At 67.9% G+C, this 16,371-nt stretch carries 9 protein-coding genes and 1 pseudogene; 5 read left to right on the top strand and 5 right to left on the bottom strand.

Annotation, left to right across the window (positions count from 1 at the left end; genetic code table 11):
- Genes GTW40_RS32160 through GTW40_RS32145 form a run of 4 tightly spaced genes read right to left on the bottom strand, consistent with a single transcriptional unit; the run spans position 1 to position 8,277 of the window.
- Positions 1-3,303: a type I restriction endonuclease subunit R gene (locus GTW40_RS32160; protein ID WP_161183658.1), complete on the bottom strand. Its 3,303-nt coding sequence runs from the start codon at positions 3,301-3,303 to the stop codon at positions 1-3.
- A complete protein-coding gene (locus GTW40_RS32155) occupies positions 3,300-4,466 on the bottom strand; it encodes a restriction endonuclease subunit S (protein WP_161183657.1) in 1,167 nt (388 codons plus the stop codon). The genes GTW40_RS32160 and GTW40_RS32155 overlap by 4 nt, the downstream gene beginning before the upstream one ends.
- Entirely contained in the window at positions 4,459-6,093 is a 1,635-nt protein-coding gene (locus GTW40_RS32150) for a class I SAM-dependent DNA methyltransferase (protein ID WP_161183656.1), read from the bottom strand. The genes GTW40_RS32155 and GTW40_RS32150 overlap by 8 nt, the downstream gene beginning before the upstream one ends.
- Positions 6,094-6,129: 36 nt before the next feature.
- Positions 6,130-8,277 (bottom strand): hypothetical protein, encoded by a 2,148-nt coding sequence (locus GTW40_RS32145; protein ID WP_161183655.1) that lies wholly within the window; start codon positions 8,275-8,277, stop codon positions 6,130-6,132.
- A gap of 260 nt (positions 8,278-8,537) precedes the next feature.
- Here GTW40_RS32145 and GTW40_RS32140 point away from each other — a divergent pair, with 260 nt between their 5' ends.
- From GTW40_RS32140 to GTW40_RS33475, 4 genes are all read left to right on the top strand, one after another.
- On the top strand, positions 8,538-10,232 hold the full coding sequence (locus tag GTW40_RS32140) for an RNase H family protein (protein WP_161183654.1): 1,695 nt from the start codon (positions 8,538-8,540) through the stop codon (positions 10,230-10,232).
- Between the two features lie 108 nt (positions 10,233-10,340).
- On the top strand, positions 10,341-12,089 hold the full coding sequence (locus tag GTW40_RS32135; protein WP_161183653.1) for a DUF6119 family protein: 1,749 nt from the start codon (positions 10,341-10,343) through the stop codon (positions 12,087-12,089).
- A gap of 1,329 nt (positions 12,090-13,418) precedes the next feature.
- Positions 13,419-13,565, top strand: a complete 147-nt coding sequence (locus tag GTW40_RS32130; protein WP_161183652.1) for a hypothetical protein — start codon at positions 13,419-13,421, stop codon at positions 13,563-13,565.
- A gap of 315 nt (positions 13,566-13,880) precedes the next feature.
- Positions 13,881-15,272 (top strand): hypothetical protein, encoded by a 1,392-nt coding sequence (locus tag GTW40_RS33475; protein WP_237525874.1) that lies wholly within the window; start codon positions 13,881-13,883, stop codon positions 15,270-15,272.
- Positions 15,273-15,288: 16 nt separating this feature from the next.
- Here the strand turns inward: GTW40_RS33475 and GTW40_RS32120 are convergent.
- A pseudogene (locus tag GTW40_RS32120) lies at positions 15,289-15,534 on the bottom strand (DNA-binding protein); the annotation flags it as partial.
- A gap of 53 nt (positions 15,535-15,587) precedes the next feature.
- Between GTW40_RS32120 and GTW40_RS32115 the strand changes: the two are divergent.
- Positions 15,588-16,371, top strand: a protein-coding gene (locus tag GTW40_RS32115; protein WP_343245603.1) for an IS5 family transposase whose coding sequence is annotated in 2 segments (ribosomal slippage) — positions 15,588-15,917 and positions 15,920-16,371 — 782 coding nt annotated over the 2 segments. Because the reading frame shifts where the segments join, the coding sequence is not laid out codon by codon here. This gene is flagged as partial in the annotation.

The raw sequence follows: 16,371 nt of genomic DNA, 5'->3' as shown, positions 1-16,371 counted from the left end.
CTATGCGTCCGCGGTCGAGCCGTCCTGGGACCACTTGTCGGCGAAGTGTTCCATCTGGCGGATCACCAGGTCGATCGCTTCTTTGGACTGCTCCGGCGGGTAGCCGTGGCGGGCCAGGAGGCGCCTGATGGTGGCGCGGAGCCTGGCCCGGACCGGTTCGCGGGCGATCCAGTCCTTCTTGAGGTTCTTGCGGACCTGGACCACGAGGTCCCGGGCGATACCGGAGAGGATCTCGTCGCCCATGAGGTCGCGGGCGCTGCCGAGGTCGGCGACCGCGTCGTAGAAGGCGAGTTCGTCGTCGCCCAGCGGCGGGGTGAACTTCTCGCCTCGCCGGGCGTCCTCCGCAACCGTCTTGGCCAGTTCCACCAGCTGGGCGATGATCTCGGCGCTGGTGAGCTGCTGGCGCATGTAGCGGGTCATCAGGTCCTGGAGGCGCTCCGAGAACGCGGTCTGGCGGACGATGTTGTGCCGGGTCTGCTCGCGCATCTTCTGCTCGACGAGGCGGCGCAGGGCTTCGGCGGCCAGGTGTGGGGTTTCGCTGTTCTGCAGGCGGCCGACAAGGGCGTCGTTGAGGTGCGTGAGGTCGGCCTTGTCCAGTCCGGCCTCGGAGAAAAGGTCGGTGACGCCGCCGGTCTCCACGACGGCGGAGGTGAGCTGGGAGAGGTACAGGGCGACGTCGCGGGCGACGGGCAGGCCCTGGGCCTCACGGTCCATGGCGTCGAGCTTCGCCATGTACGTACGGACCTCGACGAGGAACTGGATGTCGCGCTTCCAGTACGGCTGGTCGGTGAACCGGGAGGAGATGTCGGCAGAGGAGCCGGCGAGGGCGAAGAAGCGTTCCAGGCGGTAGCCGTGTTCGCGGAAGCGGCGGCTGAGGGTCTGGTTCGGGTCGTCGAGCTGGTCGGGGTTGTTGCCCGGGGTGGCGGGGCTGCGGAGATACTCGGCCGTGGTGTAGGCCGCCTTGACGAAGGCCTTCACGTCGGGGCGGGAGAGGCGTTCGCGCCAGTTCCAGCCGAGGAGCATCTGGTCGAGGATGTCGTACTCGTTGCGGAGTTCGTCCAGGGCGCGGTCGATGTCCTGGCCGAGGGTCCGGTCTTCCTGGTCGTCGGCGGAGTACTCGGCGATGGCCTTCTGGAGGTTCTCGGTGAGGGGGGCGTAGCCGACGAGGAGGCCCTCCTCCTTCTTGCGGAAGCGGCGGTTGACGCGGGCGAGGGCCTGCATCAGGCCGGCGCCGCGCAGCGGCCGGTCCAGGTACATGGTGTGGATGGACGGCGCGTCGAAGCCCGTCAGGAGCATGTTGTTGACGATGAGGAGCTGGAGTTCGTCCTCGGGGTCCTTGGCACGGTTGATGACGGCCTTGCGCTGGGAGTCGCGCAGGGCGTGGGCGCGCAGCTCCTCGGAGTCCTTGCGGGAGTCCGAAGAGTAGACGATCTTCATGGCGCCGGTGGTGGGGTCGTCCGTGTGCCAGTCCGGGCGCAGTTCACGCAGGGCGTCATAGACGCGGACACAGATCTCGCGGGTGGCGCAGACGAGCATCGCCTTGCCGGGGGCGCCGCCGGGTGCGTCATCGGCGTCCGCGACGAAGGGCAGCATGGCCGCACGGCGGGCTTCCCAGTGTTCGACCAGGTCCTGGGTCAGGTCGCGTATCCGGGCGGGGGCGCCGTACATGGCGTTCATGGTGGCGACGGCCTGCTCGACGCGGGTGCGCTCGGTGTCGTCCAGGCCGTCGGTGATGCGGTCGGCCTCGGTGTCGATGGCGGTGGGGTCGACGTCGCGGTCGAGGACAAGCTGGACGACGCGGCTCTCGTGGTAGACCTTCACGGTCGCGCCGTCGTCGGCGGCCCGTTTGAGGTCGTAGGTGTCGATGTAGTCGCCGAAGACCTCACGGGTGTTGCGGTCGGCCTCGGAGATCGGCGTGCCGGTGAATGCGAGCAGCGTGGCGTGCGGGAGGGCGTCGCGCAGGTGGCGGGCGTAGCCGTCGAGGTGGTCGTAGTGGCTGCGGTGGGCCTCGTCGACCACGACGACGATGTTGCGCCGCTCGGAGAGGAGCGGGTGGTCGGTCCCGGATTCCTTCTCCTGCTTGGTACGGCCGAACTTCTGCAGGGTGGTGAAGAGGATGCCGCCGGTGCGCTTGGCGGCAAGCTCTTCGCGGAGTGCGGCGCGGTTGAGGAACTGGTGAGGCTGCTCGGGGAGGACCTCGCTCTCCTTGAACGTGTCGAAGAGCTGGTCGTCGAGATCGGTGCGGTCGGTGACGACCACTACGGTGGGGTTGTGCAGGGCGGGGTCGCGCATGACGAGGTTGGTGGTCAGCACCATCTCCTCGGACTTGCCCGAGCCCTGGGTGTGCCAGACCACGCCGGCCTTGCCATCGGTCGCGGCGGCACGGCGTACGGCGTCGGCGGCACGGGTGACCGCGAAGTACTGGTGCGGCTTCGCGATGCGCTTCATGCGCTTGGCGGGCACGAAGTTGATGAAGGACCGGACGAGGGCGAGGAAGCGGGTCTGGGTGAACAGGCCGTGCAGGGCGAGGTCCTGGCCGGTCGGGATGTCGACATCGGCGTGGACGTTGACGGCGTCCACGGTGTCCACGCGGGCGCCGAACTCGTCGGTGTTCCACGGGGCGAAGTGCTCGTACGGGGTGAAGGGGGTGCCGTACTTCGCGGTGATCCCGTCGGAGAGCAGCACGACAGCGTTGTAGCGGAAGGCGGTCGGGAACTCCTCAACGTAGTGCCGGATCTGGGTGTGCGCGGCGGCGAGGGTGGCGTTCGGGTCGCCAGCCCGCTTGAGCTCGATGACGGCGAGCGGGAGACCGTTGACGTACAGGACGAGGTCGAAGCGGCGGTTGCGCTCGCCGTTGATCACGGTCACCTGGCGGACGGCGCGGTACGTGTTCGCGTCCGCGTGCTCCAGGTCGACGATCCGGACGGTCGGGGTGTGCTCGGCGCCGAGCGCGTCGGTGTACGTGACGGAGTGGACGCCGTCGGTCAGGTAGCCGTGCGCGGTCCGGTTCTCCTCGTACGTGTCCTGCGAGGTCGGGGTCACGGCGGTCGCAAGGGCCTCACGGACGGCCTCTGGGGGGAGGCCGGGGTTGAGCCTCTCGATGGCCTCGCGGAGGTCGGAGTAGAGGATCAGGTCGTCCCAGGAGCGTCGGTGACCGGAACCGGGGGCGAGCTCATTGCCCTCAGCCCTCGGCCAGTCGAGCTCCAGGAGCTCTTCGAGGGCGAGGAACTCCCAGTCGATTTCGAGGGGGCGGAAGTTGTCGGGGGTGGGGGTGGTTCCGTTGTCGTTCCCAGGCGTGGTCATACGTGGTCCTCGACAATCTTCTCGGCGTCCTTGACGCGGAGGCGGCCGGACATGAGTTGGGGGAGGAGGGTGTCGCGGAGGGCGGCGAGGACTTGGTTCTCCTGCTCGCGCACCCGCGACATCGCGAAGAGCTCTCGTGCTTCCGCCGTGAACCGCTGCACGGAGTGCACTTCTGGGACCTTGATGCGGACCGACAGGGCTCTATCCCGGTTCAGACCCGGAACAGCCGAATCCGAGTTCATATTCTCCAGCCCCAGCCTCTTGAGGAGAAAGTACGCGTATTCCATGGACACCCGGTCGCCGCGGCACACCACATAAAAGGTCGTGTCAATTGGGAAGAATCCACCTTCCGACCAATTGACCGATCCAACCGTTCCCTTGCGGCCGACGATGATCCCGGGCCCCTCAAGCAATGCCTCGACATGCGTTCCGCTGATGCCACCGCTCCCGTACACGGGAATCCCTCCGGCCACCCTCCGGGAAGCGGGCAGGGCTTTTCCGTACTTCAGCTCAAGGATGTCGCCTAGCGCCGCGGACTCCATCGCCGACGCCGAAATCTGCGCCGCTTTCGCCGCACCCAGCCCCATCGCCGTGGCCGTGATGCGCTCATTGACGGCAATCTTGTCGTCCAGCGCCCCTAGCATTTTCGCGATTGACTGCTGGTGAGCAAGCGGCGGACAGAGCACTTCCACCTTCCGGAGTTGCGTCAGGTTGAAACCTGGCACAGAGCTGCCAATCGACGCCCCCTGAACCTGTGCGACAGCACCAGGGGATGACAGGGCGTAGTACAGGAAGAGGGAATCCACCCTTCCGGGGTCAGGCGTAAGCTTCATCTGCTTATTCGACACGATGTATCGATCGAACCTTGCCCGCTCATCAACTAGGCCAATTTGCCCAATCGTGCCCCAGCAGGTGAAAATAAGGTCTCCACGACGAGCCACACTCCGCGGAAATTCTTCCGCCTTGGACTCCTCAACAAATACAATCCCAGGGTCGATCAGACGCTCACCCACATCAAGACTCAAGTTACTTCCACGAACGACTGGGACACCTTCTTCGCGAAAGAAGCGAGACCCAATAGCCGAACCGAACGGCCCCGTCGCAAGGGAATGCTTTCCAGGTGCCGCAAGGTCTTCGATCCTCAGCTTCTTCCATTCAGCCATTGATCTTCCCCAACTGCTCGCGCACCGTCTTCGCCAGCTCGTCCGACTTGTCGAACAGCTCGTACAGCTCCCCCGTCAGGCGCGCGATCTTCTCTGCGACCGCCTCTGCGTCCTCTTCCTCCGCCTCAGCCGCCCCGACGTACCGCCCGGGCGTCAGCACGTACCCATGCCCCTGAACCGCCTTCAGGTCCGCGCTCGCGCAGAATCCCGGCACGTCCGCGTACGACTCCCCCGCATCCTTCGCACTCGTCGTCCCCCGCCACGCGTGGTACGTCCCCGCGATCTTCGCGAGATCGGCCTCCGTCAGCACCCGCTCAGTTCGGTCGACCATCTCGCCCATGTCCCGGGCGTCAATGAACAGAATCTCGCCCCGACGATCCGCAGCAGCAGCCTTCTGCCCCTTCACGCCCCCCGGCGACTTGTCCTTCGCCAGGAACCACAAACAAGCCGGAATCGCCGTCGTCCGGAACAGCTGTGCCGGCAGCGCGACCATGCACGCCACCATGTCTCCGTCCACCAGCGCCTGCCGGATCTCGCCCTCGCCGCTCTGCTGGCTGCTCATCGAGCCGTTGGCGAGGACGACGCCCGCCGTTCCCCGCTTCCCCAGCTTGCTGATCATGTGCTGGAGCCACGCGTAGTTGGCGTTGGACTTCGGCGGGACGCCGTACTTCCATCGCGGGTCCGACTCGTTGCGCGCCCAGTCCTTGATGTTGAAGGGCGGGTTGGCCATGACGTAGTCGGCCTTGAGGTCCGGGTGCTTGTCGTCAGCAAAGCTGTCGCCCCAGCGAGCGGCGAGGTTCCCGTCGATGCCGTGGATGGCGAGGTTCATCTTGGCCAGGCGCCAGGTGCGTTCGTTGAGTTCCTGGCCGTAGACGGAGATGTCGGCCTTGTGGCCGCGTCCCCGGTGGGCCTCGATGAACTTGGCGGCCTGGACGAACATGCCGCCCGAGCCGCAGGCCGGGTCGTACACGCGGCCCTCGTACGGTTCCAGGACCTCCACCAGGAGGCGGACGACGCTGCTCGGGGTGTAGAACTCGCCGCCCCGCTTGCCTTCCGCGCGGGCGAAGTTGCCGAGGAAGTACTCGTAGACCTCGCCGAGGACGTCCTGTGCGGGCTTGTCGTCGCTGCCGCCGAAACGGGCGTCGGTGATGAGGTCGACGAGTTCGGCCAGGCGCTTCTTGTCGACGTTGTCCTTGTTGAAGATCTTGGGGAGGACGCCGGTCAGCGACGGGTTGGCCTTCATGATGGCGTCCATCGCCTGGTCGAGGACCTCGCCGACGTTGCCGCTCTTGGCGTTGGCGGAGATCGAGGACCAGCGGGCGCTCTCGGGGACCCAGAAGACGTGGTGCCCGGTGTACTCGTCCTGGTCCTCCAGGAACTCCTCCAGGCGGTCCTCTGCAATGCCTTCCTCCGCGAGCTCCTTGGCGAGCTGTTCGCGGCGCTCTTCGAAAGCGTCAGAGACGTACTTCAGGAAGATCAGGCCGAGGACGAACTCTTTGTACTGGTTGGCGTCCATGGAGCCGCGCAGCTTGTCGGCGGCCTTCCAGAGGATGGCCTGGATCTCCTTGGGCGTGGAGGCGGTGAACAACTCCGCCTGGTCGGCGGGCTTCTTCTTCCGGGGAGGCATGGGCGCTCGGGTCTCCTTCAAGAGTCGGACGAGAGATCAGACGAGAGGGGGTTCGGTGAGGGTCAGCGTGCCGTCGACGAGGCCGGCGGCGGTCAGGGAAGTCAGGTCGTCGAGGGCCGCCGCGTGCTGGCGCAGCAGGGCCGTACGGCGGGCGATGTCGGCCAGGAGCGCGTCGTACCGCTCAGCCTCGTCGCTGGGGAGGTCGGGGATGAGGAGGTCTTCTATGCGGCGGGCGGAGCGGACCGCGCCGCTCACCCGCCGGTGTTCGGTGGCCGCCGAGCGCAGGAGCGCCGCCAGGGCGCGGGGCCGCACGGGATGCTCGGCGTCGGACCGTGCGCGCAGGACGCGGGCGGGGAAGGCCACCACCGACAGGCCCTCGTCGTCGACGTACGCGCCGAAGCTCGGGGTGGCGGTGACGACGATGTCGCCGGGTTCGGTGAAGTAGGCGTGCTCGTAGGTGTTGAGGAGTACGGCGCGGTCAATGCGGTGGCTGCCGACCGGCGCGCTGCCGGTGATCTCGGCCGGGGTGAGGACCGTGTAGTGGCCCGCGCCACCGGTGAGGAGGTGTTCGGCGGCGATGCGGTGGCCTGGCAGTCGGCGCAGGCGGCGGTCCTTGAGCAGGCGGGCCACGGTGGTGCGGCGGGCCGGCTGGTCATCGGGGCGCAGGATGGCGTTGGCGCGGATCGTGGGCGCGTGGTCGAGTGCACTACGGGTGGCGTCGATCAGCTGCTGGAGGCGGAGTTCGGTCTCGGAGATGCGGGCCGGGCGTTCGACGACGGTGCGGGTGTAGCGGTCGGCATGCGGGCGGTGCTGTGGGGTGAACGCGGCACCGGGCGCGCCGGTCAGCACGGTGGCCCGGACGACGGCGGCGTTGCGCGGTTCGTGGCGGCTGTCCGCCCTCCAGCCGGCGTCGCGGAAGATGTCGATGTCCTCGGCCAGCGCGTCCAGGGTCTGCGGGGTGAGGGGGCGTGAGGAGAGATCAGCGAGGAGGACCTGGCCGGTGCGCTTGTCTTCGGGGGTGCGGTGCAGGATCCAGATCGCGGTGCGGTGGGCCGGGCGGAAGGGGAGTACGCCTTCGGGGAGGCTGATCGCGGCCTTGAGGAGGTGCTGTTCCAGGAAGTCCCCGCGCAGACGGTCCGCTTCCCCGCGTGCGGGCAGGGGCCGGACGAGCGCGTCGGCGGGTCCCAGGACGACGGCAGTGCAGTCCTCGGCGAGGAGGTCGGTGAAATCCTGCAAGCAATGCAGGACGGCGAGCGGGCTGCGGGTCTCGGCCGCCTCGTAAGGGAGGCAGCAGGCGATGACGTGGGGGTTTCCCCAGTCTTCCGTGGCCAGTTCCTCGCCGTCGGCAAGGTCCATCTCGAATTCCTGGACGCCCTGCGCCATGAGGCGGCGGCGGGCGAGCCGGGCCAGGTCTGGCATCGGGTCCGCGGAGAGGAAGAAAGGTGATTCCTCGGCGTCGGACACGGATTCGCGCAGGGCGACCAGTAGATCGCCGCTCCGGGGATGCAGGACGGCGGCCGTTGCCCCTTCCTCGCGCTCGTTCAGTCGCGCGAGGCCGGTCAGGCGGGCCATCGTCTGGCTCACCGGCGGAATCGGTTCATCGGCGGCGAGGTCGTCGCAGCCCAGGCGGCGGCGTGCATCCATGACTCGTTCGAGCGCTTCGGCCGGGGTGTAGGCGGCCTCGGTGAGCTGGTCGGCGAGCATGGCGAGCAGGGGGCCCTGACGGTCGGCGTCGGGCAGGTCGCGCAGCTCTCTTTGGAGGAAGGTGTCGTCGAAGTCGGTCTCGGCGGCACGCTCCAGGATCGCCTGCCAGGGCAGGTCGGCGAGCGGTTCGTCGAGGAGCTGGCGCAGGCAGAGCAGTGCGGTCACCGTGTCGACCAGGGTGCGGGCGGGGATCGCACGCCGCCAGGCGGACAGGGTGTGCAGCACCAGCTCCGCCCGGATATGGCCGGTGTCGGCATTGCCGCGGCCGGTGGACAGAAGCCAGTCGGCGACTTCACGGCCGTCGAAGAGCGGGCTGGCTCCCTGGTACGCGACGGGCTCGGGGAAGTCCGCGTGTCGGCGGGCCCAGGTGGTGACGACGGGACGTTGGACCCGGGCCAAGGTCCCGATTTCGGCGTAACTGATCCGCCAGGAGATCTCCTCGGGCAGGATGGGAGCGGTTGCATCACGTTCGTCGGCCATGCTGGTTCCGCTCCCTTCGTGACGACTGCCGCGTCCTTGGTCAAGGGCGCTTCTCTCAGTGCACCTCACACGCTACAGGCGACCTATCTTCGCACTGCCCACTCACCTGATAACGAGGGTTATCAGGTTCTCTAGCCTATTTCCCACTCGTTGCCTGGCACTTTGGTCACCGTCACCCCGGCATCACCCGCCGGGACGCCGGCCCCGTACGAGACACAGGCCCGCGGCATACCGACAGATCAGGAACGGGGAACCACGTGATGACCGACGCCGACACCCTCGTACAGCACCTGACCAGCGATTTCTCCGCCCTCCATGACGCAGCGCTCGCCCGCATGAACGGGACCGCGAGCCCGGCGGTCGAGCAGGCCCTGGCCCATCCCGACCTCGCCGAGCCGATCGCCGCCGCCCTCGCCTACGCCCTGGTGCGGGCCCGTGGGGCCGTACGTGTCGCGGAGCTCGGCACCTGCCCGGCCGATCGCGTACATCCGCTGCGCCGCACCGCCGAGCGGATAGCCACCGAGCGCGCCAAGGCCGAAGCGGTGTGCGGGCCGCTGCGCGGGCCTGCCCAGCGGGCCTCCCATCGTCTCGGCCGCTCGCTGGAGCAGATGCTGGCCCGCGCTGTCCTCCCGGCCGCCCACCGGCAGGCGCTGGTCACCGCGTGCGCCGAGCTCGGCCTGCCCGCGAACGCGTACGCCGTCCCGCACCAGCGGAACGGCGCGTGGGCGCAGTCCCAGGGCCTGTTCGACGCGGTTCCGTCCAACGCCGTCCGCGAACTCGCCGCATGTGACGACGCCGAGTTCGTCGCGGCATTGCTGCACGACGCCCGCGTGGCGGAGGACGAGCGCCTTGGCCACCACCTGATCGTCGAGCGCTGGAACCGCTTGTCCGCGACCGCTCTGGCCTGGGGGCGCTACGCGATCGCTACCGCCGAACGGCGCGCGGTCTCCCGCCCGCTCCATGCCCGCCGGGACGTACTCGATGCGCTGGAGGACGCGTACGAAGACCTAGCCGTGCTGGCCTGCCGGGCCCGGGAGGCGAAGTGCCGGGCGTTCCAGCTCACTTGTCAGGTCCGCGAGCTGGCTGTCACCGGGACGCGTGCATCGGTCACCGCCGCCGCTCACCGGCGTACACATGAAATCCTCGCGTCCTCCCATCCCGAGGAGCTCGCCGAGATCGCCGAGGCCGTGCGGGCGCACCAGGCGGACTGCCCGTTCCGCGCCGAGGGGTGCCCGGACTGCCAGCGGGTCATCTTCAAGGGCCTCTCGGAGCGGTGTCAGGAAGACCCGGGGTCGCGGCCGGAGCCCTCCCCCTCACTGCTGCGGCCCGCCGACACCGATACCGACGCCCACGCCGACGCCTCCGGCCCTGGCGTCACGTACGCGTCCTTCGGAGCCCAAGAGCGGTACGCCGTCCTGGACGACATCACCGGCCGGCCTCGGGTTGTGGTCTCCGACGCCGCGATCGGCGAGGACTCAGCCCTGTGCGGCTACGGCTGGGCCGCCGAGGATGGCACGACAGGATACGGCGACTCGATGGCCTCCACCAGCGGCGAGGCCGAGATCATCGGCGTGTGCGCGGCCGCGCTCGCCGCCCTCACCACCCACGCCGACGACGAGGTCCTCGTGCTCTGCGACAGCAGGCAGGCCGTTGACGCTGTCCAGGAAGTCCTGGACCACGGCGACGTGACCTGCGCCCAGGAGGACGTCCTGTTCTCCGAGGCCGGCGAGCTACTCACGCGCCTCCTCCCGTACGCGCACCGGATCACGGTGCGCTGGCTCAAGGGACACATCGGCCACGAGCTCAACGAAGCCGCGGACACCCTCGCGGGCCTGGCACTGCGCCAGGCCCGCGGCCGGATCGCCGAACGCACCGCACACCGCGCCCGGGCCAGGACCACGTCCCGCACCGTGCCGCAGCGCCCGCCCCGGCAGAACATGTCGCACGCGGCCTGACCCGGCCCTCCTTGCCCGGCGCCCACCCCTGTCCCTCTCGACCCCACCCATCCCGTAAGGCCCGTCGTGTTACCGAGCCGCACCGCAACCTCGCCCCAGGAGGAACCTGTGTCCAGCATCACGTCCAAGCGCACCCTCTACCGCCTGACCCATGTCGAGGCGACCTCTGATGCGATGCTCGAGGCTCTCGACCTCGACGCTCTCGACACCCTGGACGCGATCGTGCGTGACGTCAGCAACCACCTGGGAGTCCCCGCCCTCGCGGTCTCCTTCGCCGTAGCGAAGGAGGAAGCCGCCTGGGGCAAGGACGTCCTCCGGCTCACCGACGATTCAGACCTCCTGCAGAGCGAGCAGCGCACCGGCGCGCTGCTCGTGCTCGCCGTCGACGACGTGGTGTACGCGATCGGCTTCGACCAGGGCTACCGGCTCCTCCCCTCCCAGCTCAAGGACGTGCGCTTCGGTCTGTCCTTCGGTATCCGCGCCATCAACCCCCGGCAGGTGCGGGACTTCGCCGCCAGTGTCCTCGGCCAGGCCCGCATCGACAGCTCCCTCGTCCCCACCGGCGCCTCCGTACCGGCACTCGGAATCCGGGACCACGGCCGGATCATCCGTCACCTCGGCGGTTACCTCGACGAGGTCGACCTCACGGCGGGGAGCGACACCCGGAGCGGGGCGATGACCGCGGAGGGCGGCATCGGTCTCCGTCTCAAGCTGGGCACCACCCCCACCACGCTGATCAAGGACATCCGCGCCATCGCCTCGATCTGCGAACATGTCGATCCCCACCCCGACCTCGCCTTCGTCGAGCACCTCACCGCGGTCAAGGACCGCTCCCTCATCGACGCCCTCGACGCGGAACTGGATACCACCCTCGGCCGTCCCGCGGACGGCAGGATCATCACCGCCGTCCCCTTCTCCCAGAGCACCGACCTGTCCCGATCCACCGCCTGCGCCATCAAAATCGGAGCCTGCTCGCCCCACCTCCGGGACGAGTTCAGCCTCGACTACGTCCTGGAGCGGGCCCGCGTGATCAAGGCGGGCGAACGCGTCCAGGCCCTCCGGCAGGGCACCGTCACACTGTTCCGCGACACGCTCACCGCACGGACCGCGCTCGCCCCGCGTGACGGCTCCCTCGAAGCCCTGTCCATGGAATCCGCCGTGAAGTGGATCGAGGCGACCTTCGCCCTCGGCTCCCGTACGTTCTGCCTGCTCGACGGCGAATGGTACGAGCTGGGGGCCGGCTACCTGCGCGACGTCAACGAGTCCGTAGCCCCGCTGTTCACCGACTCGCCCTCCGTCGATCTCCCTCGCTGGCCGCTCATCGAGAAGCTCAATAAGAAGGGCGTCCCCGTGATGCGTCCCATGAACGAAGGCGACTACAACGAGCTCGCCGCCAAGGCCCGTCCGGGCTGGGTCTGCATGGACAAGAAGAACGTGCGCAACCCTTTTCGGACGAGCAACAAGGTCGAGATCTGCGACCTGTTCACCGACGACGACACGCTCGTCTTCGTGAAGCCCGCCCACGCCTCGGGCCCGCTGAGCCACCTGTACAACCAGGCGCGTGTCTCCGTCGAGCTCCTCTTCGAGAGCGCCGACGTCCGCGCGGAGTTCGCGCGCTCCGTACACATCAACAGCGACGCAAGCCGCAGCATCCCCGACAACTTCACCCCGCGCCGCATCGTCTTCGCGATCCTCCTGAAGGACGGCGCCGGCCTCACCCCGAACTCGCTCTTCCCGTTCTCCGCCATCACTCTGGCCCAGACCGCGAAGGCCCTCGCCGCGCGCGGAGTGACCGTGGAGGTCATCGGCATCGGCATCGAGTCGACCCAGACCACCATGCTGGACGCGGCTGCATAGCCACCCGGGCCCGCTCACCACGTGCAGCGTTCCCGGAGCCTGGCCGAATCCTGCTTCCTCTTGAGCGCACCCCTACCTGCGAGCAGCCGACGCTCCCACCGGCACCACCCGCACCCGTCCCTCCACCCACACCGTCGCACAAACCCGCAGGTCAGAACCATGCGCAACACCAGCCACGTTTGGCGGCTCCCGCCGGGGGCGCACGTTTATGCAGGTTAGAGGCTGTCCCTGGCTCTTCGTGAGATCGGCCGCAGAGGGCCTTTTCAGCACCTCCGAGGTCATTCTGCGCGTAAATAACCCTCGTTGAGAGGGCGCGTCCCACATACGTTCCTGGTTGCGGCACCGACATACGTCTGGCCGCCACTCGCCAGAGAGTCGTCCCTGTTCCTGGCTGCTGGCTCGATCTGCTCCGCGCCTGTCGTCACGCCGCAACACGCACGTAGATCCATCCCCAACGCGAGCCGCCCGACGTGGATGCGGCTGGAGGGTTTTACGGGTGGGGAACCATGGTCAGAGCTTGGACAGTCCGCGGGGGCCAGTACGGAGAGCGCGAAAAGCCGGCACTCGACGAGGGCGTGGTGATCGCTGGCTGGGAGGAGGTCGGCGATCTGAGCGGCTGCGCGTCGATCGCGAATATAGGGGATGTGCTGGCTCGGGCCTATCCGGATAAGCTGCCCGGCCGAGTGGACAACTGGAAGCATCAGCTGTGGCGCTTCATCACGATGGACACCGGGGATCTGGTCGTGATGCCCCGGAAGTTTCTCGGCGTCGTCTCCATCGGACGACTGACTGGCGGGTACGAGTACCGGAGCGAGGCCGCCCCCGGCTTCCGGCACACGCGCAAGGTGGAATGGGTGCGCACCCAGGTCGAGCGGGCCGCGATCGGTGGCGACCTCCGTGACAGCATCTTCGCGTTCCTGACCGTGAACGAGCTGCGCCGCCGTGACGCGGCACACCGTGTCGAGACACCGGCGGAGACCGGTGTCGACTCGGGCTACAAGGGTGCCGTGGAGCCGCCTGCGGACCCCGATGCGCTGGAGCAGGATGTGCGCGACGAGGTCACCCGGCAGCTGACCGCCCGGGATCTTATCGGCCTGTGGGGCTGGCAGAGGCGCACTGGTGATGTCATCGACCTCGTCGATCGGCAGCTCGCGGCTCGAGGTCTGCGGGTGGCCCCTCACTTCACGGAAGTCCAGCTCGATGGCCTGGTCACGGTCTCCGCGGAGGAGACCACCCTGACGGGGGGAGACAGCTCAAGAGCCCTCGGGGACAGACCTTGGTCACACGCCCACAAGGGCCGCGGGCGAGGGCAACACGGGAGCATCGAGCGTGGTCAAGTACCTATCTGCCCGCAAGCGCGGATACGAGCGGGAGGTCGTACCGGCCAACGTCAACGCCGTCGGCTACACACGTGGCCAGATCCGCGCGGCGTTCAAGATCTACCTCGGCAAGACGGCCCCGTCCACGGTGATCTGATTCAGACGCGCACCGCGGCGACCGTCGACAACGTCCACGTACGCCCGATCTCGGGCTCAGCTGCGTGCACCACGATGTCGGCCCACTGCCCCTCCCGGACGTCCACCCGCACCCCAAGCCAGTTCGGCCAGATCCCTATCGACGACTCTGAACCCAAGCCGTTTCGCATCCATACCAGGAATAACTACTCTCGCCGTAAACACGCCCTCTATATCTCTCACCCGAACGAGGAGTCCTTTCAACAGCCCAGAATTCCCGCAAGGGCAGCGGGCATCGTCTCCGGGGCAGGGCGCCCAGGGAACGGGGGGAGGCTACATGGAACAGGTCCTCAACAAGCGGCAGCAGGCCGTGCTCGGCTGGGTGGGCCAGGGGTGCCCCGACGGAGTCTGGCCAGATAGCACGTACAAGACCAGCGGGCAAGCCCTGCAGAACCGAGGGCTCATCAAGGTCACCAAACACCGCGGGCATTGGAGCGCCCACCTCACCGAGAAGGGGCGGCAGCATCTCATCGAACGCGGCATCCGCCCCGTGGAGCAGAGCACCCGACCGCCGGAGCGCCCTGCCCGAGAACCGGCACCGCCGCGCCCCCGAGCCGTGCCGAAGGCCCTTGCGAACTACGCGGATCAGCTACTCGATGAACTGGCCGTTGCGAACGACGGCTGTCTCATCAAGCCCATCGAATCCGGCCCGCACGCGGTGAATTGGGCGTCACGGGTCAACGCCGCCCGCAAGTCCGGCAAGATCCCCCACACGCAGGAACTCCACGGATACCGCACCCACCGCGGCTACGAGATCAAGCTGGTCGACATCCCTGCCTGGCGCCTCGCGGAACTCACCCCGCTCCCTGTGCCGGCCAGACTCACCAAACCCCATGCCGTCGTGGCCGCCCTCCAAAAGCAGCCGCAGCCCATGGGCCTGACCAAACCCCTCCAGGGCCGAGCCCTGCGCATCATCCAAACCCTCATCGCCGCCATCACAGCCCAAGGCCACAAGGCATCGCTCGGAACCACACAAGGCGCGCCCCCGCCCCATCGGCGCCGCAAGGCACCACCGCACTTCTCCATCACCGCCCAAGGCGAAAGTGTCGGATTCCTCGTCCTCCAAGAACAGGACCGCAGCGAACACGTCCCCACAGACAAGGAGCTCGCCGACGCCAAGAAGTACTCATGGATGCGTATCCCCCGCTTCGACTACACCCCCTCCAGCCGCCTACGCTTCATACTCCGCGGCGGCAGCCCGCACCGTGCAAGCGAATGGGCAGATCTCCCCGACCGGCCTCTGGAAGAACAACTCGCCGAGATCGTGCAGGAGGTCGGGCTCCGCGGCGAGGCCGCAGAACGCAAACGCCTTGCAGACCAGCAAGCCAGAGAGGTACAGCAAAAGCGCTGGGAAGCCGCCATGCAGGAAGCCCACGCCGCCTACGCCCACGCCTACCGCGTCAAACACCTCGGAGAACAGGCAGACACCTGGTACCAGGCCAGCCGCCTGACTGAATACGTCGCAGCAGTAGGCGTCCATGCCGCATCACTTCCGCCCGGGCAGGAGCGGACCGAGGTCGAGGCGTGGCTCGCGTTCGCGGATACGCACCTCCAAAACCTCACCGAATCGGCCTCAGCGCCGAAACTGCCAACGCCGCCGAAACCCAGCGGCGACGACCTCAAGCCCTTCCTCGGTCACTGGAGCCCCTACGGACTCCGCTCCTACTGAGCCGGACCTAGGGAAATCACACCGCAACGAGCCGGACCCGCTCGCCGCACAGCTTGGCCATGTCGTCAATATCGGAAGTCAGCATGACCACAGGGCGGTGCTGTCGCAGCGCGGCCTCGGCGACCGCCGCATCGATCGCGTACTTGTGCCCATGCAAACCGGCGTTCATCTGCAACTTCGAGGCCGCCCTCGCCTCTTCGTCACCGACCGAGACGACCCGCAGCCCGGAAAGCACCCAGTTCAGCCGGGACTTAGAGGTCCTAACAGAAGCCGTTGATCATGTGACTTTCGGATTGGCTGGTCGTTGGTCCGATCGTGGGGAAACGTCAGTCGCGGCCCTGGATCGTCTCGGACGAACTGTGGTCGCTCATCGAGCCGTTGCTGCCCGTGCCGGGTCCGAAGCTGGTCGAGGGCAGACCGCGAGTCCCGGACCGGCAGGCGCTGTGCGGGATCCTGTTCGTCCTGCACACGGGCATCCAGTGGGAGTACCTGCCGCAGGAACTGGGCTTCGGCTCGGGCATGACCTGCTGGCGGCGCCTCGCCGCGTGGAACGAGGCCGGCGTGTGGGACGAACTGCACCTGGTGCTCCTGAAGAAGCTGCGGGCGGCGAACAAGCTGGACTGGTCCCGGGCGGTGATCGACTCCTCCCACGTCCGGGCCGCTCGACGGGGCCCAAAAGCGGTCCCAGCCCGGTCGATCGCGCACGGCCGGGCAGCAAGCACCACGTTCTCACCGACGGCCAGGGCATCCCGCTCGCGGTGTCGCTGACCGGTGGAAACCGCAACGACGTCACCCAGCTGATGCCCCTGCTCGACAAGATCCCGGCGGTTGCCGGCGTCGTCGGCCGCCCCAGACATCGACCCGACACGCTGCTTGCCGACCGCGGCTACGACCACGACAAATACCGGCGCCTACTGTGGCAGCGCGGCATCCGCCCGGTCATCGCTGAGCGAGGCGTGCAACACGGCTCTGGCCTGGGCATTTTCCGCTGGGTCGTCGAGCGCACCATCGCCTGGCTGCACGGCTTTCGCCGCCTGCGGATCCGCTGGGAGCGACGCGACGACATCCACGAGGCCTTCCTCGGTCTCGCCACCTGCCT

This window comes from Streptomyces sp. SID4985 (assembly GCF_009863025.1).
Classification (GTDB): domain Bacteria; phylum Actinomycetota; class Actinomycetes; order Streptomycetales; family Streptomycetaceae; genus Streptomyces.
This window is presented reverse-complemented; position numbering and strand designations above follow the sequence as displayed.

What these genes read in the sequence shown, in the direction of transcription:
- GTW40_RS32160 (WP_161183658.1), bottom strand. Translation starts at nt 3,303, where the DNA reads ATGACCACGCCTGGGAACGACAACGGAACCACCCCCACCCCCGACAAC.
- GTW40_RS32155 (WP_161183657.1), bottom strand. Translation starts at nt 4,466, where the DNA reads ATGGCTGAATGGAAGAAGCTGAGGATCGAAGACCTTGCGGCACCTGGA.
- GTW40_RS32150 (WP_161183656.1), bottom strand. Translation starts at nt 6,093, where the DNA reads ATGCCTCCCCGGAAGAAGAAGCCCGCCGACCAGGCGGAGTTGTTCACC.
- GTW40_RS32145 (WP_161183655.1), bottom strand. Translation starts at nt 8,277, where the DNA reads ATGGCCGACGAACGTGATGCAACCGCTCCCATCCTGCCCGAGGAGATC.
- GTW40_RS32140 (WP_161183654.1), top strand. Translation starts at nt 8,538, where the DNA reads ATGACCGACGCCGACACCCTCGTACAGCACCTGACCAGCGATTTCTCC.
- GTW40_RS33475 (WP_237525874.1), top strand. Translation starts at nt 13,881, where the DNA reads ATGGAACAGGTCCTCAACAAGCGGCAGCAGGCCGTGCTCGGCTGGGTG.